The 18,908-nt window shown below is 73.7% G+C and carries 16 protein-coding genes; 7 read left to right on the forward strand and 9 right to left on the reverse strand.

What is annotated here, in order from left to right; all coding sequences use genetic code 11:
* Nucleotides 1-59: 59 nt before the first annotated feature.
* Genes AC4BDD_RS16665 through AC4BDD_RS16680 form a run of 4 tightly spaced genes read right to left on the reverse strand, consistent with a single transcriptional unit; the run spans nucleotide 60 to nucleotide 4,021 of the window.
* Nucleotides 60-914, reverse strand: a complete 855-nt coding sequence (locus AC4BDD_RS16665) for a 1,4-dihydroxy-6-naphtoate synthase (RefSeq protein ID WP_490686231.1) — start codon at nucleotides 912-914, stop codon at nucleotides 60-62.
* Entirely contained in the window at nucleotides 907-2,046 is a 1,140-nt protein-coding gene (locus tag AC4BDD_RS16670) for a futalosine hydrolase (protein WP_490686232.1), read from the reverse strand. The genes AC4BDD_RS16665 and AC4BDD_RS16670 overlap by 8 nt, the downstream gene beginning before the upstream one ends.
* Entirely contained in the window at nucleotides 2,016-2,540 is a 525-nt protein-coding gene (locus AC4BDD_RS16675) for a hypothetical protein (protein WP_490686233.1), read from the reverse strand. The genes AC4BDD_RS16670 and AC4BDD_RS16675 overlap by 31 nt, the downstream gene beginning before the upstream one ends.
* A gap of 26 nt (nucleotides 2,541-2,566) precedes the next feature.
* Nucleotides 2,567-4,021, reverse strand: a complete 1,455-nt coding sequence (locus tag AC4BDD_RS16680) for an MFS transporter (RefSeq protein ID WP_490686234.1) — start codon at nucleotides 4,019-4,021, stop codon at nucleotides 2,567-2,569.
* Between the two features lie 369 nt (nucleotides 4,022-4,390).
* On the opposite strand from AC4BDD_RS16680, the gene AC4BDD_RS16685 reads away from it, so the two are divergent.
* A complete protein-coding gene (locus AC4BDD_RS16685) occupies nucleotides 4,391-5,293 on the forward strand; it encodes a DUF3027 domain-containing protein (RefSeq protein ID WP_490686235.1) in 903 nt (300 codons plus the stop codon).
* Between the two features lie 52 nt (nucleotides 5,294-5,345).
* Here AC4BDD_RS16685 and AC4BDD_RS16690 read toward each other — a convergent pair whose 3' ends face one another.
* Nucleotides 5,346-5,915 carry a dihydrofolate reductase family protein gene (locus AC4BDD_RS16690; RefSeq protein WP_490686236.1) on the reverse strand — a complete coding sequence of 190 codons (570 nt, stop codon included), beginning with the start codon at nucleotides 5,913-5,915 and terminating at the stop codon, nucleotides 5,346-5,348.
* 45 nt (nucleotides 5,916-5,960) lie between these two features.
* Complete coding sequence (locus AC4BDD_RS16695) at nucleotides 5,961-6,578, reverse strand: dihydrofolate reductase family protein (protein ID WP_490686237.1); 618 nt, start codon at nucleotides 6,576-6,578, stop codon at nucleotides 5,961-5,963.
* 77 nt (nucleotides 6,579-6,655) lie between these two features.
* Here AC4BDD_RS16695 and AC4BDD_RS16700 point away from each other — a divergent pair, with 77 nt between their 5' ends.
* Nucleotides 6,656-7,321: a TetR/AcrR family transcriptional regulator gene (locus AC4BDD_RS16700; RefSeq protein WP_490686238.1), complete on the forward strand. Its 666-nt coding sequence runs from the start codon at nucleotides 6,656-6,658 to the stop codon at nucleotides 7,319-7,321.
* A gap of 73 nt (nucleotides 7,322-7,394) precedes the next feature.
* Here AC4BDD_RS16700 and AC4BDD_RS16705 read toward each other — a convergent pair whose 3' ends face one another.
* Nucleotides 7,395-8,834 (reverse strand): aminotransferase-like domain-containing protein, encoded by a 1,440-nt coding sequence (locus tag AC4BDD_RS16705; RefSeq protein WP_490691799.1) that lies wholly within the window; start codon nucleotides 8,832-8,834, stop codon nucleotides 7,395-7,397.
* 233 nt (nucleotides 8,835-9,067) lie between these two features.
* On the opposite strand from AC4BDD_RS16705, the gene AC4BDD_RS16710 reads away from it, so the two are divergent.
* From AC4BDD_RS16710 to AC4BDD_RS16725, 4 genes are all read left to right on the forward strand, one after another.
* Nucleotides 9,068-9,520, forward strand: a complete 453-nt coding sequence (locus AC4BDD_RS16710) for a carboxymuconolactone decarboxylase family protein (protein WP_490686239.1) — start codon at nucleotides 9,068-9,070, stop codon at nucleotides 9,518-9,520.
* A 197-nt stretch (nucleotides 9,521-9,717) separates the two neighbouring features.
* The gene (locus AC4BDD_RS16715; RefSeq protein ID WP_490691800.1) at nucleotides 9,718-13,347 is read left to right on the forward strand and encodes a sacsin N-terminal ATP-binding-like domain-containing protein; all 3,630 of its coding nucleotides are present in this window, start codon (nucleotides 9,718-9,720) and stop codon (nucleotides 13,345-13,347) included.
* A gap of 78 nt (nucleotides 13,348-13,425) precedes the next feature.
* Nucleotides 13,426-14,157: a Clp protease N-terminal domain-containing protein gene (locus tag AC4BDD_RS16720; RefSeq protein WP_490686240.1), complete on the forward strand. Its 732-nt coding sequence runs from the start codon at nucleotides 13,426-13,428 to the stop codon at nucleotides 14,155-14,157.
* 175 nt (nucleotides 14,158-14,332) lie between these two features.
* The gene (locus tag AC4BDD_RS16725; protein ID WP_490691801.1) at nucleotides 14,333-16,558 is read left to right on the forward strand and encodes a HelD family protein; all 2,226 of its coding nucleotides are present in this window, start codon (nucleotides 14,333-14,335) and stop codon (nucleotides 16,556-16,558) included.
* Nucleotides 16,559-16,637: 79 nt separating this feature from the next.
* Here AC4BDD_RS16725 and AC4BDD_RS16730 read toward each other — a convergent pair whose 3' ends face one another.
* Entirely contained in the window at nucleotides 16,638-17,456 is an 819-nt protein-coding gene (locus tag AC4BDD_RS16730; protein ID WP_490686241.1) for an SAM-dependent methyltransferase, read from the reverse strand.
* Nucleotides 17,457-17,644: 188 nt separating this feature from the next.
* On the opposite strand from AC4BDD_RS16730, the gene AC4BDD_RS16735 reads away from it, so the two are divergent.
* Nucleotides 17,645-18,415 carry a calcium-binding protein gene (locus tag AC4BDD_RS16735; protein ID WP_490686242.1) on the forward strand — a complete coding sequence of 257 codons (771 nt, stop codon included), beginning with the start codon at nucleotides 17,645-17,647 and terminating at the stop codon, nucleotides 18,413-18,415.
* A 131-nt stretch (nucleotides 18,416-18,546) separates the two neighbouring features.
* On the opposite strand, the gene AC4BDD_RS16740 is transcribed toward AC4BDD_RS16735, so the two are convergent.
* Nucleotides 18,547-18,840, reverse strand: a complete 294-nt coding sequence (locus AC4BDD_RS16740) for a DUF2530 domain-containing protein (protein WP_490686243.1) — start codon at nucleotides 18,838-18,840, stop codon at nucleotides 18,547-18,549.
* Nucleotides 18,841-18,908: the final 68 nt, after the last annotated feature.

Below are 18,908 nucleotides of genomic sequence, written 5' to 3' on the forward strand. Positions count from 1 at the left end.
TGACTGTCTGACCGCCCGACCGGCGTGGCCGGGCGGTCCGGGAATCCCGGGCCTGCCGGCTAGACGAAGGCGAGCGCATCCCGGCCGAGGGGCGGCACCAGCCCCTCGGCCGCGGCGCGGGTCAGCAGCCCGCGCACCGCGGCGTAGCCGTTCTCCCCCAGGTCGGCGGTGAACTCGTTCACGTACAGCCCGATGTGCTGATCGGCGACGCCCGGGTCCATCTCCTGGGCGTGCGCCAGGACGTAGGGGCGGGACGCCTGCGGATCGTCCCAGGCCATCCGCACCGAGGCGCGCGCCGCCTCCGCCAGCGCCCGCAGCCGCTCGGCGCCCAGCGCCCGCTTGGCGATGATCGCCCCGAGCGGGATCGGCAGGCCGGTGGTGAGCTCCCAGTGCTCGCCCATGTCGGCGAGGCAGTGCAGCCCGTACTGCTGGTAGGTGAAGCGGGCCTCGTGGATGACGAGTCCGGCGTCCACCTTCCCGTCCCGGACCGCGGGCATGATCTCGTGGAACGGCATCACCACGACCTCACCGACCCCGTCCGGCACCGCGTCCGCGGCCCAGAGCCGGAACAGCAGGTACGCGGTCGAGCGCTCGCTCGGCACGGCGACGGTCTTCCCCGCCAACGTCTCGGCGCGGACGGGCTCCCGGGTCAGCACCAGCGGCCCGCAGCCGCGCCCGAGCGCCCCGCCGCACGGCAGCAGCGCGTACTCCTCCAGCACCCAGGGCAGCACGGCGTACGAGACCTTCAGCACGTCGAACTCGCCGCGCTCCGCCATGCCGTTGGTGATGTCGATGTCCGCGAAGGTGACATCGAGCCGGGGCGCACCGGGTACTTGGCCGTGCGCCCAGGCGTGGAAGACGAAGGTGTCGTTCGGGCACGGTGAATACGCGATCTTGAGCGGCTGCTCATCCATCGGTTTCGGCCTCCTCCTTCAGCGTCGTCCCGGCCGGGACACTCGCCGCCCGGTCGGCGTGTTCGTCGCACCGCGCGGCCGCGGCGAGCACTGGCACCAGCTGCCGGAAGGCGCCGCGCAGGGCCTCCATCGCCTCGCCGATCCGCCATGCCGCGCGGTCACGCGGGCCCACCGCGTTGGAGACGGTGCGCACTTCCAGTACCGGCAAGCCGTGGGCGGCCGCCGCTTCGGCCACCCCGAAGCCCTCCATCGCCTCGGCGACGGCCGTCGGGTGGGCGGCGCGCAGCGCGGCGGCGCGTGCGGCGCTGCCGGTCACGGTGGAGACGGTGAGAACCGCGCCGCGGACGGCGCCGGTGGCCTCGGCGGCGGCCCGCGCCAAGGCGGCGGGCGGGCGGTGTTCGACCGTGCCGAAGCCCAGGTCGGTGACGGGGAGGAAGCCCTCGGGGGTCTCGGCTCCCAGGTCGGCGGCGACGATCGCCTCGGCGACGACGACCGAGCCGGGCGGGCAGGCCGGGAACCCGCCACCGATCCCGGCGGAGACCACCAGGTCGTACGGGGCCTGCCGGATCGCGGCGGCGGTCAGCGCGGTGGCCGTGGCGGCAGCGGCGGCGGCCGGGCCGACCCCGGTATCCAGCACATCCACGACGACGCGGGCCGCGCGGCCATCGGCTGCGCCGGCCCTGACCACGCCTGCGTCGCCTGCGTCGACCGTGCGGCCATCGGCCGGCTTGGCGGCGGCGCCGTCCGTCGCGGGCGCCTCCCGCCCGCCCGGGACCGGGCACAGCGTCCGGACCAGCCGGTCCGGACCGTAGCCGGGCAGCGGGGGATCGGCCGGCCGGACCTGCCCCGAAGCGTCGGCCGGGGCCGGGGCCGAGACCGGCGCATCGGCCGGGACCGAGGCCGAAGCGTCGGCCGGGGCCGAGACCGGAAGGCGGGCCGGGGCCGAGGCCGGCGCGTGAGCCGGTGCTTGCGCGGCGGCCGGCCCTTGCGCAGCGGTCACGCCGCGGACGACCGCGTCGCGCTCGGCCGCCACCGCGGTGATCACCAGCACCCGCGCCGCCACGGCGGGCTTCGCGGCGCCTGTCACGGTGTCCGTGTCCGTCAGGGCTTCAGCTTCAGCTTGAAGTGCCACATGCCCTTCGGGCCCTTGCCCTCGTCGCCGATCTGCACGATCGCGATGGTGGTCTCCTGGCTCAGCGTGGTCCGGCCCACCTGGTCGCGCTGCTCGAAGAAGGCCGAGCCGTCGAAGGTGCGGTACGTGTCGTGGCTGGCGCCCTTCATGACCTCGTTGGTCGAGGCGACGATCCAGCCGGAGTCGGCGATCTCCGGGTCCACACCGAAGCGGATCCGCTCGCCGGGGTGGAGCGTGATGGTCTTGCCCGTCTCCTTGTTGAGGCAGGGCTCGAACGCCTTCTTGGACAGGCCCTCGCTCTCGTTGTAGCAGCCCTTGGTGGCCTCGGAGGACTCCGAGGTGGAGCCGACCGTGACCGTCGCCCGGGGGGTCGGCTCGTCGCAGGCGGTGAGGGCGATCAGCCCGAGGGACACGGCACCAGCGGCGGCAGCGGCACGACGGGCCCGGGCCGGGGAACGGCGGGCCTTGCCCAGGGAAAACAGCGCAACGGTCATGGGCACAAACTACCGGGCCGACCGGTTCACGCCACGCGGGGGTGCGGCGAGCCGCGTCGACCCGCGCTCAGCAGCCCCCGTACGGATGTGAGCACGCCCAGAGCGATCAGGCCGGCGGCGACCGACATGCCCAGCGCCCCGTTCAGCGGCAGGGAGATGCCGATGGCGCCGCCGACCACCCAGGACATCTGCAAGGTGGTCTCGGAGCGGGAGAACGCCGAGGTGCGGACCTCCTCCGGCACGTCCCGCTGGATCAGCGCGTCCAGCGACAGCTTGCCGAGTGCCTGGGCCAGTCCGCCGGTCGCCGCGACGGCCGCCACCAGCACGGCGCCGTAGAGCGCGGCGGCCGCGATGAGCACCGCGAGCGCGCCGGAGAGCACCACGGCGATGATCCGCTCCGGACCGCGCGATTTCAGCCATGCTCCGATGGCCGTGCCCAGCGCGTTGCCCAGGCCCGCGGAGACCACCACCAGCCCCAGCGACATCTCGGGGCTGAGCCCGCCCAGCGGGTGCTCGCGGAGCAGGAAGGCGAGGAAGAGGGTGAGGAATCCGGAGAGTGCCTTCAGCGAGGCGCAGGCCTGGAGCCCGTGCAGTACGGACGGTCCGACGGTGCGCAGCCCGGGGCGCTTGGCCGGTGCCGCGCTGCTGGTGGCCTTCCCCGTCCCGCACTCGAGCCCGGCGCCGGCGGCCGCGCGGTCCTGGGTCTCGTGCCGGTGGCCCGGGTGCGGCAGGTGGAGATGGTGTTCGCCGGAGGTGAGCTGGGCCCGCGCCTCGCCCTTCGCGGAGTCCACCTTGTGCGGCAGCCGGAAGGACAGGACAGCGCCCGAGGCGAAGACCACGCACGCCCCGTACAGCGGCCATTCGGGCCCGATCTGGTGCAGTCCGGCGCCGATCGGCGCCGCCAGTCCGGTGGCCAGCAGCCCGGCCAGGGTGACCCGGGAATTCGCCTTCACCAGGGAGAACCGGTGCGGCAGCAGCCGAGGTACGACGGCGGACCGCACGACGCCGTACGCCTTGGAGGCGACCAGCACGCCCAGCGCGGCCGGATACAGCTCCAGCCCGCCGCCCGCGACGGCGGTCGACATGGTGAGCGCCAGCACCGCCCGGCTCAGCATCGCGGTCGCCATCGCGGCGCGCCGGCCGTGCGGGATGCGGTCCAGCAGCGGGCCGATGACGGGGGCGAGCACCGCGAACGGGGCCAGGGTGATGGCGAGATAGAGCGCCACCCGGCCGCGCGCCTCGTCGGTCGGCACGGAGAAGAACACCGTCGAGGCCAGCGCGATCGTGACCATCATGTCGCCGGCGGAGTTCACCGCGTGCAACTCGATGAGCTTTCCCAGACCGGACTCGCCGGCGCCGTGCGCGTGGGTGGCCCGGCGGATGCCGCGTCCGGTGGCGGCGAACGGGTGCCGCAGCGCGCGGCCGACCTTCCGGCCCCGCCCCGGGGCCCGGCCATCCTCGCTGGAGCTGATGGTTCTCACCCGTTCCTTCACCCGACCATGGTCGCGCCAACCGGACAAGGGCGTGAGTCTTTCCGGCCGTTTCCGGAATGATGCCCTCCCCTCGGCCGGATGCCGATGGGTGAGGTGACATCTCCATGATGAGCCGGGGGTAGCGGGGTAGGGGGTGTGGCGCGGGACAAGGTAGCGTGCGTTACGCGCCACCGGCGGTCGTTCTTGGCCACGCGCCGAGTCAGCATCCCGCAGAATGGGAAGTGACTGGTGCGCCCGAGGCCGATCGGGCGTGGACGTCGACGCGGTCCTGAGGTCCGCTCCGTCCACCGCTCGGGCCGTTTGGCTGGCGCACTCGTGAGACGGCGTAGGAGAGAATCGATTCTTGTGAGTGCTGCGATGCGAAGCCGTACCCCGGACCGCCTGTGCGCCGAGGCTGTCGATCTCGCCCGTGAGGCGGCCGAGACTGCTGCGCCGGGAGGGGTGGGCGACCACATCGGCGCCGTCGCCGACGCGGACCGCGTCGTCACGCACCTTTTCGAGTGTCAGGACCCGGGCTACCGCGGCTGGCGCTGGGCCGTCACCGTGGCCCGCGCCTCCCGCGCCAAGTCCGTCACCCTCGACGAGACGGTGCTGCTGCCGGGTCCGGACGCGCTGCTGGCACCCGAATGGGTGCCGTGGAGCGAGCGGCTCCGCCCTGGCGACCTGGGCCCCGGCGACCTGCTGCCCACCGAGTCCGAGGACCTGCGCCTGGAGCCCGGCTACACCGGCGAGGACACCCCGCCGCCGAACGCCGTGGTCTCCCAGGAGATGGAGGAGCTCGCCGAGATCGAGGACGCGGAGGTGACGGCCGGTCCGCCGTCCGTCCAGGTGACCTCACCGGCCCGGGGCAGCATCGCGGCGGTGGCCGAGGAGCTCGGCATGCGCCGCGCTCGCGTGCTGTCGCGCTATGGCCTGCACAGCGCGGCCGACCGCTGGGACGAATCCTTCGGCGCCAAGACCCCGATGGCGCAGAGCGCCCCCGCCTCCTGCGTCAGCTGCGGCTTCCTGATGCCGCTCAGCGGCTCGCTGAAGCAGGCGTTCGGGGTGTGTGCCAATGAGTTCAGCCCGGCCGACGGCCGCGTGGTCTCCCTGACCTACGGCTGCGGCGCCCACTCCGAGGCGGCGGTCATGCCGAAGCCGCCGCGCCCGGCCCCGCCGGTGGTCGACGAGACCATCGTCGAGCCGATGGCCCTCCACCCGGAGCGCGGCGGTGGCTCGGTCGAGACGGACGCCCCGGCGGAGGAGCTGGGTCACTCCTGACCCCTTCCGGGGGATCCGGCCCCCGGATGCCCCCCCGGGCCGGCGGGAGCGTTCAGGCGGTCGGGTCGGCCGGGCGGTGGCGGAGCAGGACCACCTGGGAGTCGAAGGTCCTGGTCTCGACGAGGGTCATGCCGAGCCGCCGCCGCGGAGCCTGGAAGACCGGCTTGCCGCCGCCGAGCACCACGGGGTGGACGAAGATCTGGTACTCGTCGATCAGCCGGTGCTCGGTGAGGAACCCGGCGAGCGAGGAGCCACCGAACAGCACGAGGTGGGCGCCGTCGCGCTTGAGCGCGGTGAGCTCCTCGACCACGTTCTCGCTGATCACGCGGGTGTTCCAGTCGGCCTTCCGTAGCGTCGAGGAGACGACGACCTTCGGCATCTCCCGCCAGACGGGGGCGAATGCCAGGTCGTGCTCGTGGGTGGAGAACTCCTCGGCGCGCGGCCAGAAGCCGGACATCATCTCCCACACCACGCGGCCGTAGAGGAAGACATCAGCGCTGTCGGTGAGGGACTGTGAGTAGGCGGAGAGCTCGGGGTCCATGACCGGCCAGTCGAACTCGCCGTTCGGGCCCTCGATGTAGCCGTCCAGCGACTGGTGGACGAAGTGGGTGATCTTTCCCATGGGGTGCTCCTTGCACTCGGCTGTGCTGAGGGTGTCCGGCGGCGCTCAGGAGCGCTTCGGCTCCAGGTGCAGTGCGGTGATCCCGCAGTCGAACGGCCGCGCGGTGACCAGGCGCAGTCGCTGGTAGCCGTCGGGGTTGGCGAACAGGGGCATTCCGGTGCCGATCGCGGTGGGGTTGACGAACAGGTGGAGCTCGTCGAGCAGGCCCTGGGCGATCAGGCTGGAGGCGAGCGCGGCGCCTCCGTAGGTGATGATGTCCCCGCCCGGCTGGGCCTTCAGCCTGTTCACGGTCTCGGCGAGGTCGCCGCCGGCCACGACGGCGTTCTCCCAGGGGGATGCGGTGAGGCTGTCGGAGATCACGACCTTGGGCGTGTTGTTCATGAAGTCGATGGACTCCTGGTCCTCGCCCTCGGGGCCGGCTGCCCAGGTCGGGATGAACCCTTCGGCGAGCTTGCGGCCGAGCACGATGCAGTCGACCGGTCGGGTCAGCGCGCCGATGTAGGCGCTGATGTCGTCGGTCCAGGGGAACGTCATCCAGTCCATTTCGCCGTTCGGGCCGGCCATGTAGCCGTCGACGGTGACCTGGACCTGCAGCTTGAACCTGCGCACCGGTGTTCCCTTCGCGGAGATGGGCACGACTGTGCCCTTGTGTACGATGTCCACATTCGGAGGGTGCGAGATTGCGCGCCCCCCGAGTGATCAAGCAGGAGCCTAGACGAGCTAAGTGGATGCTGTCCACATTGGCGTCCACATTGGAGTTGGTGATGGCGGCTGAGGACGGCAAGGCCAAGCGGGACACCTACCGGCACGGCGACCTCCGCAACGCGCTGATCAAAGCGGGACTCGAACTCGCTCGCGAGGGTGGGCCGGAGGCCGTGGTGCTGCGGGCCACGACCCGCCAGGCCGGGGTGGTGCCGAACGCGGCCTACCGGCACTTCGCCGACCGCGGCGCCCTGCTGCACGCGGTCTCCCAGGCCGCCATGGCCCAGGTCGCCCGCACCATGGAGGCCGAGCAGGCCGCCCTGGAGCCGGCCGCGGACGCCGCGGAGGCCGCCCGGGGCCGCTTCCGCGCCGTCGGGACCGGCTACCTCCGCTTCGCCCAGGAGGAGCCGGGGCTGTTCCGCACCGCCTTCCACGTCCCCGGCGACATGGCCCACGCCGCCGCCGACACCGCCGCCGGGGCCAGTGGCAGGACCCCCTTCGAACTCCTCGGCGCCGCCCTGGACGACCTCGTGGAGACCGGCCTGCTGCCCGAGGACCGCCGCCCCGGCGCCGAGTTCCTCGCCTGGTCCGCCGTCCACGGCCTCGCCGTCCTCCTCATCGACGGCCCCCTCCGCGGCCTCCACCGCACCCAGGCCGACGACGCGGGCCGGCTCCTCATCGACATGATCGAGCGCGGCATCTGACCGGCGGGGACGGGCCGGGCACTCGCCACAGGCCCCGCGCCCGTCCGGCAGGGGAAGGGCCGGGAGAACCGGGTCACGGCGGGTCGGGCAGGGCGAGGCAGAGCGCGTGCAGCGCGGCGCCGAACGCGTGCTCGGGCGGGGTGCCGTAGCCGACGACCAGGCCCTCCCGGGGCGGCGCGGTGCTCTCCGGGTGGCGATGGGTGGTGAGCCCGGCGAGCGCGAGCCCCTGCCGCCCGGCGGCGCGCAGCGCCGGCTCCTCGGTGCCGGCCGGCAGCTCCAGGACGGCGTGCAGCCCGGCGGCGATGCCGCTGACCGAGATGTGCGGGGCCTGCTCGGCGAGCGTGGCGATCAGCCGGTCCCGGCGGCGCCGGTAGATCTGCCGCATCCGGCGCAGATGCCGGTCGTACGCGCCGCAGGCGATGAAATCCGCCAAAGTGAGCTGGTCCAGCATCCCCGACCACAGCTCACGGGAGCCCTTGACCGCGAGGATGTCGGGGACCAGGTGCTCGGGCACCACCATCCAGCCCAGGCGGAGAGCGGGCGACAGACTCTTGCTGGTCGACCCGAGGTACACCACCCGGTCCGGATCGAGGCCCTGCACCGCGCCGACCGGCCGGCGGTCGTAGCGGAACTCGCCGTCGTAGTCGTCCTCCAGCAGCAGCCCGCCGGTCGCGCGGGCCCAGTCGATGGCGGCCGCCCGGCGCTCGGGATGCAGCGGGCCGCCGGTGGGGTACTGGTGCGCCGGAGTGAGCAGCGCGGCGGCCGCGCCGGTGGCGGGCAGCTCGCCGGTGCGCGCGCCGTCGGTGTCCACCGGCAGCGGGACCGTGGCCAGCCCGGCCGAGGTCAGCAGGGAGCGGTGGAAGGGCAGGCCGTACGACTCGACGGCGACCCGGATGGCGTTGCTCCTGCCTTTGCCGTCCGCACGCCGTACGTCGCCCGAGGCTCGCGCGTCGCCGGTGGCCCGCGCGTCGCCCGCGGCCTGCATGCCGCCTGCCGCCCGCGTGTCGCTCGCGCCGGTCAGCACCTCGCCCAGGATGCGCAGCGCATGCGCGAATCCGGCGCAGATGATGACCCGGTGCGGCGCGGTCCGCACGCCGCGCGCCCGGGCCAGGTACTCGGTGAGCACCGTGCGCAGTTCGACGCGGCCGCGCGGATCACCCACGCCGAACGCCTCGTTCGGCGCGGCGTTCAGCGCCCGGCGCGAGGAAGCCAGCCAGGCCGCCCGGGGGAACGCCGAGGCGTCCGGAGAGCTGGGCATCAGGTCATGGACGGGGCGCCGGGCCGGTGGCGCGGCACGCAGCGAGCGGTCCGGCGGGAGCGGGGCGGCGCGCCGGGCGACCCGCGTACCGGACCCCTGGCGGGCCGTCAGCCAGCCCTCGGCGACGAGCTCGGCGTAGGCCGCGCCGACGGTGTTGAGGGCGATGCCGAGGTCGGCGGCGAGGCTGCGGTACGGGGGCAGCCGGGTGCCGGGGGCCAGCCGTCCCGCGCTGATGGCCTCGCGCAGGGCGCGCATCACCTGCTCGCGAAGGCTGCCGCCGCCGGTCAGCTCCAGATGGAGGTCGCTGCCCGTGCCCGGCCCGGACGTCGCCCCGTCAGGTTCGGCCTCAGCCCGGTCCGATCCGGACCCCGCCTCGTCAGCCCCGACCCGGTCCGGTCCGGAGCCCGTCTCGTCCTCGGAATTGCCCCAACCATTCGACATGAAAATGCACCATAGCTTGGGGCTATCCCGCTCATAGGCTTCATGACATGACAGCGATTCAGATCCCCCAGCGCATGAACTTCCCGGCCGTGGCCCCCAAGGTCTTCAAGGCCGTGCTCGCCCTCGACGCCGCCGCCCGGCAGGGCATCGACCCGGTCCTGCTCGAACTGGTGCAGATACGCGCCTCGCAGATCAACCGCTGCGCGTACTGCATCGAGTACCACACCGGTGACGCCCGCCGGGCGGGGGAGACCGAGGACCGGATCTACCAGCTCAGCGCCTGGGAGGAATCCAGCCTCTACACCGCGAAGGAGCGGGCCGCGCTGGCGCTGACCGAGGCGGTCACCCGCCTGCCGGAGGGCGTCCCGGACGAGGTTTACGACGAGGCCGCCCGCCACTTCGAGGAGCAGGAGCTGGCCCACCTCATCGCGCTGATCTTCACCGTCAACACGTGGAACCGGATGAACGTCACCACCCGCAAGACCCCCGGCACCCGCTGACCCCGCCGCCTCCGCGCCCCGGGCCTCGGCGGTCCGGGGCGGGCCGGTCGGCCGGATCGGGGGTGGAGCCCCGGGGCCCGGCGAGCGCACGATCAAAGGGGCGGTACGTTTCGGCCCAGGCACTGCGCGCGGGCAAGTCCGCGCGCAGGCCGGAACGGCTGACCAGGAACCCGGAGGCGAACGTGAGCGGCACGGCGATGGTGCGAAGCGCGACCGAGGACGCGGACCCGTTCGGTACCGCCCGGCTGCGGCGCGGCGTGCTGGATTCCTGGGCCGCCTCCCCCGCCCGCTTCCGGGAGGACGCCAACGCCGAGGAGGACCTCGCGCTCGGCGGCTACCGCGACCGGCTGGTCGTCGAGCTGGCCCAGAACGCCGCCGACGCCGCCGCCCGCGCCCGGGTGACCGGCCGGCTGCGGCTGACCCTCCACCCCGCCCGGGGTGACGTCCCGGCCATCCTGGCCGCCGCCAACACCGGCGCCCCGCTGGATGCCACCGGCGTCGAGTCGCTGGCCACCCTGCGGGCCTCCGCCAAGCGGGACGACGAGCCGTCCGAGCGGGCCGGCGAGCCGGGCCAGGCCGGGCCCGGCCAGGCGGCGGCCGCGCAGCCGGTCGGCCGGTTCGGCGTCGGCTTCGCCGCCGTGCTGGCGGTCAGCGACGAGCCCGCCGTCGTCAGCCGGACCGGCGGGGTGCGCTGGTCGCTGGCCGAGGCGCGCGAACTGGCCGAGGCGGCCGCGAGCGGCAGCGCGGGCCTCGCCGACGAGCTGCGCCGCCGCGACGGGCACGTCCCGCTGCTGCGGCTGCCGCTCCCGGCCGAGGGCACACCGCCCGAGGGGTACGACACCGTCGTGGTGCTGCCGCTGCGGGACGGCGCCGCCGAGGACGTGGCGCGGCGGCTGCTCGACGGGATCGACGACGCGCTGCTCCTCACCCTCCCGGGTCTGACCGAGGTCGTGGTCGACACCCCGGACGGGGTACGGACCCTGCGGCGGCGCGAGGACGGCCCGTACGTGGTGGTCGAGGACGCCTGGTCCGAGTCCGCCGAGGGCGGGGCGAGCCGGGTCCGCGGCGTCCGCTGGCGCACCGAGCGGATCGGCGGGCGGCTGGACGCGGCGCTGCTCGCGGACCGCCCGGTCGAGGAGCGGCTGCGCCCGGTCTGGTCGGTCACCTGGGCGGTGCCGGTGGATGACGTGGGCGCCCCGGCGCGCCCGGGCACCGCCCCGGTGGTGCACGCCCCTACGCCCACCGATGAGCAACTCGGGCTGCCGGCCCTGCTCATCGCCTCCTTCCCGCTGGAGCCCACCCGCCGCCACGCCGCGCCCGGCCCGCTCACCGACTTCCTGGTGGAGCGCGCCGCCGAGGCGTACGCGACCCTGCTGGGCGAGTGGCATCCGGTGAGCGCCGGCACCCTCGACCTGGTGCCGGGCCCGCTGGGCACCGGCCGGCTCGACGCCGAGCTGCGGCGCCGCATCCTGGACCGGCTGCCGCGGGTCGCCTTCCTGCCGAGCGCGGCGGCCCCCTCGCCGGCCGGCGCCGAGAACCGCGCCGCCGCCGGGGAGCTGTGGGGTGAGGGCCCGGACGCCTGGACGGCCCGCCTCTCCCAGGCCGACAGCGACATCGACATCGACGCGATCACCGGGCCCGCCGCGGCCGCCGCCTCCGGCACGGGATCCGCCCTGGGCGCCGTCCCGCCGCGGGTTCCGGACCTGGAGGCGTGGGAGGAGCCCAGCGCCCTCGGCGGCCCGGTCGGCCCCGGCGGCGAGCCGTACGCCCTGCGGCCGGTGGACGCCGAGATCGTGGAGGGGGCCGGCGCCGACACCGTCCGGGTGCTGGCCGAGCTCTTCCCCGGCCTGCTGCCCGCGGGCCTGGAGCGCCGCCCGGAGCTGCGCGCGCTGGACGTGGCCAGGGTTCCGCTCGGCGAGCTGATCGACCGGCTGGCCGGGGTGGAGCGCGGCCCCGCCTGGTGGTGGCGGCTGTACGACTCGCTGGCCGGCACCGACCCGGACAAGCTCAGCGGACTGCCGGTGCCGCTGGCCGGGGGCCCCGCCCAGAACGAGGGCTCCTGGGGAGGGCGGACGGCCATCGGCCCGCGGCAGGTGCTGCTGCCGCTGACCGGTGGCGGCACCGACCCCTACGAGGACCTGCCCGGTGGCATCGCGCCGGCGGAGACCCTGCCGGAGCCCGCGGACGCCCTCGCCACCGCCCCCGCCGACGAGCTCGCCGCCCGGCATCGCACCCTCTCCCACCCGTCTCCCACCACCACCCGCAACGGAGGCCCTTCGGGCCACACCCTCGCCCGCCTCGGCCTCAAGGTCGCGCACCCGGAGGCCGCCCACCCGCTGCTGGAGAAGCTGGGCGCCACCCCGGCGACCCCCCGGGCCGTGCTGACCACTCCGCAGGTCCGGGCCGCGGTCGCCGCCTCCATGGACGCGGACGAGCGCTGGGACGACGCGTACGAGGACGGCGCGGGCGGCCTGGACGCCTACGAGCTGGCCGAGACCGTCCTCGGGCTGGTCCGGGACGCCCGGCTCGCCCCCGGTGACGAGCCGTGGCTGGCGGCGCTGGCGCTGCCCGACGAGGAGGGCGAGCTGGTCCCGGCCGGGGAACTCGTCTTCCCCGGCAGCGACTTCGAGGCGGTGATCGTCGAGGGCGAGCTGCCGGCCTGCGACCACGAGCTCGCCGAGCGGTGGGGCGAGCAGCCGCTGACGGCGGTCGGCGTGCTGGCGGGCTTCCAGCTCGTCCGCGCCACCGACGTCGTCCTCGACCCGGACGAACTGGAGCCGCGTGACAGCGACTTCGCCGAGCCGGACGACCCCGGCCTGCTGGACGCGGTCGACGTCTGGTGCGAGGACGTGCTCGACCGGCTCCCCGACAGCCCTGTGCCGCCGGTCGCGACCGAGATCATCGCCGTCCGGGACCTGGACCTGGTGGCCGATGACGCCTGGCCGCAGGCGCTGGCGATGCTCGCCAAGCCGCCGCTGCGCGACGCGCTGACCACCCCGGTGCGGATCCTGCTGCCGGACGGCACCACGCAGACCGTCCGCCCGTACACCGCCTGGTGGCTGCGCGGCCATCCGGTGCTGGACGGGCGGCGGCCCGCCGGGCTGCGCGCGGCCGGCGGCGACCCGCTGCTGGCCGGGCTCTACGACGCCGCGGACGCGACCGGCTTCGAGGACGAGCAGGTGCTGCGGGCCCTCGGGGTGCGCACCTCGGTCGCGGCGCTGCTGGACGAGCCCGGCGGCGCCGCCGAGCTGCTGGCCCGCCTAGCCGACCCGGAGCGCGAGGTGACCGCCGCCCAGCTGCACGCCCTCTACGGTCTGCTGGCCGACCTCGATCCGGATCAGGTCACGCTGCCGGACGAGCTGCGGGCGGTGATCGACGGAGAGGTCCGCGTGGTGGACGCGGCCGAGGCGCTGGTCGCGGACGCGCCCGACCTGATCCCGCTCGCCGCGCACCGCGCCCTGCTTCCGGTCCGGCCCGCTCGTGCGGCCGACCTGGCGGAGCTCCTCCAGGTCCGGCGGCTGAGCGAGCTGTTCGCGGATGCCGGCGTGCCGGACGGCGGCGAGCCGCGCGCGGTCCCGGACGCGGTCCGGGTGCTGCTGCCGGGCGCCCCCGGCCATTACGTCGAGCACGAGGAGCTGATCGTCGAAGGCGTCGAGCTGGACTGGCACCGCGCCGGTGACGGCGTGCTCCACGCGGCCACCCTGGAGGGCGTGGCCGCCGGACTGGCCTGGGCGGCGGGCCAGTGGCACCGCCGCTTCGAGGCGGCAGCGCTTCTGGAGGACCTGACCCGCGCCGAAGAACTCGCGCAGGCCCGCTGGTTCGACTGAGCCGGCCCGGCCGGGCGCGGCCGAGGCGAATGTCAACCATGAGTTGACACCCTAGGGGTGTCAACCTACGGTTGCACTATGACGAATCCAGTCGGCATGACGGTTCAGGTCCGGCTCGATGACCTGATCGAAGCCATCAAGAAGGTTCACAGCGACGCTCTCGACCAGCTCTCCGACGCGGTGATCGCGGCGGAGTACCTCGGCGAAGTGGCCGACCACCTCATCGGCCACTTCGTGGACCAGGCGCGGCGCTCCGGTGCCTCGTGGACGGACATCGGCAAGAGCATGGGGGTCACCAGGCAGGCGGCTCAGAAGCGTTTCGTCCCCAAGGCGGGGGAGGCCCCGGACCTGGACCCCGGTCAGGGGTTCAGCCGGTACACCCCGCGCGCCAAGAACGTCCTGGCGGTCGCGGAGAACGAGGCCCGTTCGGCGGGCAACGACGAGGTCCGCCCGGCACACCTGGTGCTGGGGCTGCTCGGCGAACCGGAGGGGCTGGCCGTGAAGTTGGTGAGCTCCCAGGGGGTGACGCCGGAGGCGATCCGCGAGGCCGCCTACGCGGCGCTGCCCGCGGCCGCCGCCGAGGTGCCCGCGCTGATCCCGTACGACGCGGGGGCGAAGAAGGTCCTGGAGCTCACCTTCCGGGAGGCCCTGCGGCTGGGCCACAACTACGTCGGCACCGAGCACATCCTCTTCGCCCTGCTGGAGTTCGAGGGCGGCGCGGGGGTGCTCACCGGCCTCGGCGTCGACAAGGCGACCGCCGAAGGCGAGCTCGTCCAGGCCCTTGAGGCGCTGCTGCCGAAGAAGTCGTAGCCGCCGCCTCGCGTTCCTGAGAAAACCCGAGAAAAAGACCAGGCCCCGGATGAATTGACATCCGGGGCCTGGTCTTGCGTATATTTAATCCTTCATGCCTTTGCGGAAAGAGGCGTGAAGGGAAGTCTGCTGCGAGCAGCGTATCGCGTCAGGAGTGGAATTGTCAACCGAGGAAATGCGGCAGGAACAGCAATTCATCACCGGCCTTTACACCCGGCTCGATCGGCTCAGGGAACAGGCCGAGGAGTCGATGCGCGGCGCGCTCGCGCAGGTCGGAAGCGGTTTTCAGGCCAGGCTCGAGCGTGACGTGCTGGTGGCGGAGCAGTCCGGTCTGCTCAGTGCGATCCACGCCGGGGAGAACGGGCTCTGTTTTGGGCGCCTTGACTTCCGGGACGGCCGGACCCATCACATCGGACGCATTGGAATTCGGCAGGACGACCCGTCCCGTACACCGCTCGTGATCGACTGGCGGGCGGATGTGGCGCGGCCCTTCTATCTGGCCACCGGTCATTCTCCGATGGGTTTGCGGCGCAGGCGGCACATCACCACCGAGGGGCGTACCGTCACCGCGCTCCACGACGAGCTGATGGACCTCGGCGACCCGACCCGCACCGGGCACGAGGGCGCGGACGCCGACGAGGTGCTGCTGGCCTCCCTCGACGCCGCCCGCACCGGGCGGATGCACGACATCGTGGCGACCATCCAGGCCGAGCAGGACCGCATCATCCGGGCGCCGCACCGGGGCGTGATGGTCGTCGAGGGCGGTCCCGGCACCGGGAAGACCGTGGTCGCGCTGCACCGGGCGGCGTATCTGCTGTACGAGCACCGGGAGCTGCTGGCCCGTCGCGCGGTGCTGATCGTCGGCCCGAATCCGGCCTTCCTGAGCTACGTCGGCAACGTCCTGCCCTCCCTCGGCGAGACCGGGGTGCTGCTGGCCACCATGGGCGAGCTCTTCCCCGGCGTGCGCGCCACCGGCACCGACACTCCGGCCGCCGCCGAGGTCAAGGGGCGCGCCGCGATGGCCGACGTGCTGGCCAGGGCGCTGCGCGACCGGCAGACCGTGCCCCAGTGGGCGAGGGAGATCGACCACGAGGGGTACGGGACGATCCAGCTGGACCGGGCCATGGCCGAGGACGCGCGGTGGCGGGCGCGCGAGAGCGGGCTGCCGCACAACCTGGCCAGGCCGGTCTTCGCCTTCCACGTCATCGACGCACTCACCGCGCAACTGGCCGAGCGCGTCGGGGCCGACCCGTTCGGCGGGCCCAATCTGCTGGGGCCCGATGACATCGCCCAGATGGGCAAGGAGATCGCGACGAGCCGGGAGGTCCACGCGGCCATCGACGAGCTGTGGCCGCGGCTCACCCCGCAGGAGTTCCTCGCGGACTTCCTCGCCGAGCCGGTCCACCTCGACGAGGAGTCGGCCGCGCTGATCCGGCGGCAGGGCGGGGCGTGGACCCAGGCCGACGTGCCGCTCCTGGACGAGGCCGCCGAACTGCTGGGCGAGGACGACAGCGCGGCCCGCGCCGCGGCCGAGGCCGAGCGCCAGGAGCGGATCGCCTACGCGCAGGGCGTGCTGGACCTCTCCGCCGGCTCGGAGACGTACGAGTTCGAGGACGAGGAGTCCGAGGTCCTCGCGGCGCACGACATCATCGACGCCGAGCGGATGGCCGAGCGGCACGAGGAGGCAGACCACCGCAGCGCGGCCGAGCGGGCGGCGGCCGACCGGACCTGGGCGTTCGGCCACATCATCGTGGACGAGGCGCAGGAACTCTCGGCGATGGCCTGGCGGCTGCTGATGCGGCGCGTGCCGACCCGCTCCATGACCCTGGTCGGGGACCCGGCGCAGACCGCGGAATCGGCCGGGCTCGGCTCCTGGGAACGCATCCTGAAGCCGTACGTGGGCGACCGCTGGGAACACGTCCGGCTGGGCGTCAACTACCGTACGCCCGCCGAGATCATGGAGGTGGCGGCCGGCTTCCTGCGGGCCCACGACCCCTCGTTCGAGCCGCCCGGCTCGGTGCGGTCGACCGGGGTGCGCCCCTGGGCGCTGCGCGTCCCCGCGGACGGGCTCGCCGCGGCCGTGGCGCGGGAGGTCGCGGCGGCCCGGGGCGGGGGACAGATCGCGGTCCTCGCCCCGGCAGCGCTGCACGCCTCGCTCCTCGCCGAGCTGCCGGACGCCGGCCACGGCCCCGCGCCCGACCTCACCCGGGACGTGGTGCTGCTGGGCGCGCGCCAGGCGAAGGGGCTGGAGTTCGACACGGTCCTGGTCGTGGAGCCGGCCGAGTACGGCGTGAGTGACCTCTACGTCGCCCTGACCCGCGCCACCCAGCGCCTCGGGGTGCTGCACACCGGCGACCTGCCCGGGGCGCTCGGCGGACTGGAGGAGCCAGGGGGTCGCTAGGGGATGCCCGGTGGGTCTCCGCGGCGTCGTCCGGTCCGCCGATACCCACGGCCACCCACGGCATCCCCGCCGGGAGGCGTCACGGCTTGCGGGCGACCCCGGCGAAGAGTTCCACTCGCGTCCGGGCCAGCTCCGCCCGGTCCGCGTCCGGGGCCGGGCGCCACAGGTGGGCCCGCTCCACGCCGGGTTCTACGAGCTCCAGGCCGTCGAAGAAGCGGAGGATCTGGTTCTTGGTGCGGCCGACCACCGTCATGCCGCCCTTGCGGTACAGCTCGGTGACGGCCTCACGGACCACCGGGTCCGGGTCCGGCGCGCCGTGGGAGAGGGCGAGATAGCTGCCGGAGGGCAGTGCGTCCATCAGCTGCTGGACGAGACCGTACGGATTGGCCTCGTCCGGGAAGAAGTGCAGCAGCGCGTTGAGGAAGAGGGCGACCGGCTGTTCCGGATCGAGGGTGTCCTTCAACTGCGGCGCGCCCAGGATCGACTCGGGTTGGGCGGCGTCGGCGTGCACGAAGACCACCCGGCCCTGCTCCGTGCTGTGCAGCAGCGCGTCGGCGTAGGTGATGACGATCGGGTCGTGGTCGACGTACACGATCCGGGCGTCCGGGGCCACGCCCTGGGCGATCTGGTGCAGGTTGGGCTCGGTGGGGATGCCGGTGCCGATGTCCAGGAACTGGCGGATCCCGGCTTCGGTGGCGAGCCAGCGGGTGGCGCGGTGCATGAACGACCGGTTCGTCCGCGCCCAGAGCTGCACCGCCGGCCAGACCGCCATGACGTCCTCGGCGGCCTTCATGTCGATCTCGTAGTGGGTCTTTCCGCCGAGGTAGTAGTCGTACATCCGGGCCGAGTGCGGCCTGCTGGTGTCGATCTCGGCGGCGTCGAAGCGGTAACCGGTCATTGGCTCAGGTTACTTGCCGGTCTGACGGTATGTCGGGGACGCCAACTCCCTTGCGGGTCAAGGCTGCTGCGGCCTCGCGAAGGTCTTGTGAACGCCGAGTGAAGATCGTACAGTTGTGCTACTTCTGGATCCGTCGCGGTCATGAGCGCATGAACCGGGCGGATCCTTGTCATCCTGTGGGGGAATAGATGCGCAAGCGCACCACCATCGCCGTGCTCACCGCCGCCACCGCCGCCGTGGCGGTCGGTCTCGCCGCCCCGGCGGCGCAGGCGGACGGATCCGGCGACACGGTGATCAGCGAGGTGGTCGTCAACAAGGGCAAGCCGCTCGTGATCGGCACCACCACCGCCAAGACGTTCACCGTCTCGGTGACGGCCACCGACGACTCCGGCATCAAGGGCCTCAGCGTCTTCGACCTGATGGGTCCGCAGTCCGGCTTCGAGCAGCCCAGCTCGCCGGTGACCTGCACCCAGGTCACCCCCAATACCTCCACCTGCTCCGCGCAGTTCACCCTTGACCCGCGCTCTGACTTCTACGACAACAGCCCGGCCGGCACCTGGTACGTCGACGCCTGGGCCGACGCCAACGACGGCGACTTCTACAGCAGCGAGAAGGCCGGCTCCTTCAAGGTGCAGCGGGAGTCGAAGCTGACGGTCAACGCCTCGCCGGAGCCGGTGCGCCGGGGTCGGACCATCACGGTCACCGGTGCGCTGACCCGCGCGGACTGGACGTACATGGACCACAAGTACGTCGGGTTCAAGGACCAGAAGGTGCAGCTGCAGTTCCGTAAGAAGGGCACCGACACCTACACCACCGTCAAGACGGTGACCTCCGGCTCCGGTGGCGCCCTGAAGACCACCGTCACCGCGAACACCGACGGGTACTGGCGCTGGAACTACGCCGGGATCTCCACCACCGCGCCCTCCAAGGCCGCCGGCGACTTCGTCGACGTGCAGTAGCCATGCGGTAGTGCGGTAATGCGCGCCGGATCGTCCCCTGGGGCGGTCCGGCGCGCGGCGTATCAGCCGGCCGCGGCGAGCCGTATCAGCCGGTCGCGGCGGGAGGTGTCAGCCGGTCGTGGCGGGCGGTGTCAGCCGGCGGTGCCGGGCGCGGTCCCCCCGGCGCCCGCCGCCGCGCGGGCGGCCTCGGCGCGGCGGATCGCCTGGTCCCGCTTGCGGACGTAAGCGATGCCGATCAGCCCCAGTCCGCCGCCGGCCAGGCAGGTCCACAGCCACCACAGGTGGCCGTGGTCGTCGAACCAGCCGTAGAAGGGGAGCTGGACGAGGAAGAGGACGAACCACACGATCGTGCCGCCGGTGATGGTGGCGACGACATTGCCCTCCAGGGGCTCCGGCGCCTCGTGCTTGGGGGTCCACTTCGTCATGGGCACAGCTTACGGTCCGCCCGCGGCCCGGGGCCCGGGCGGCCGAGGCGGGCCGAGCGGGCGGTGCA

It is taken from the genome of Streptomyces sp. JLBT605 (genome assembly GCF_058215555.1).

Coding starts and splice junctions, on each gene's coding strand:
- AC4BDD_RS16665 (WP_490686231.1), bottom strand. CDS start 914: ATGGATGAGCAGCCGCTCAAGATCGCGTATTCACCGTGCCCGAACGAC.
- AC4BDD_RS16675 (WP_490686233.1), bottom strand. CDS start 2,540: ATGACCGTTGCGCTGTTTTCCCTGGGCAAGGCCCGCCGTTCCCCGGCC.
- AC4BDD_RS16685 (WP_490686235.1), top strand. CDS start 4,391: ATGCGAAGCCGTACCCCGGACCGCCTGTGCGCCGAGGCTGTCGATCTC.
- AC4BDD_RS16690 (WP_490686236.1), bottom strand. CDS start 5,915: ATGGGAAAGATCACCCACTTCGTCCACCAGTCGCTGGACGGCTACATC.
- AC4BDD_RS16705 (WP_490691799.1), bottom strand. CDS start 8,834: ATGCGCGCCCTGCGCGAGGCCATCAGCGCGGGACGGCTGGCCCCCGGC.
- AC4BDD_RS16710 (WP_490686239.1), top strand. CDS start 9,068: ATGACAGCGATTCAGATCCCCCAGCGCATGAACTTCCCGGCCGTGGCC.
- AC4BDD_RS16715 (WP_490691800.1), top strand. CDS start 9,718: ATGGTGCGAAGCGCGACCGAGGACGCGGACCCGTTCGGTACCGCCCGG.
- AC4BDD_RS16720 (WP_490686240.1), top strand. CDS start 13,426: ATGACGAATCCAGTCGGCATGACGGTTCAGGTCCGGCTCGATGACCTG.
- AC4BDD_RS16725 (WP_490691801.1), top strand. CDS start 14,333: ATGCGGCAGGAACAGCAATTCATCACCGGCCTTTACACCCGGCTCGAT.
- AC4BDD_RS16730 (WP_490686241.1), bottom strand. CDS start 17,456: ATGACCGGTTACCGCTTCGACGCCGCCGAGATCGACACCAGCAGGCCG.
- AC4BDD_RS16735 (WP_490686242.1), top strand. CDS start 17,645: ATGCGCAAGCGCACCACCATCGCCGTGCTCACCGCCGCCACCGCCGCC.
- AC4BDD_RS16740 (WP_490686243.1), bottom strand. CDS start 18,840: ATGACGAAGTGGACCCCCAAGCACGAGGCGCCGGAGCCCCTGGAGGGC.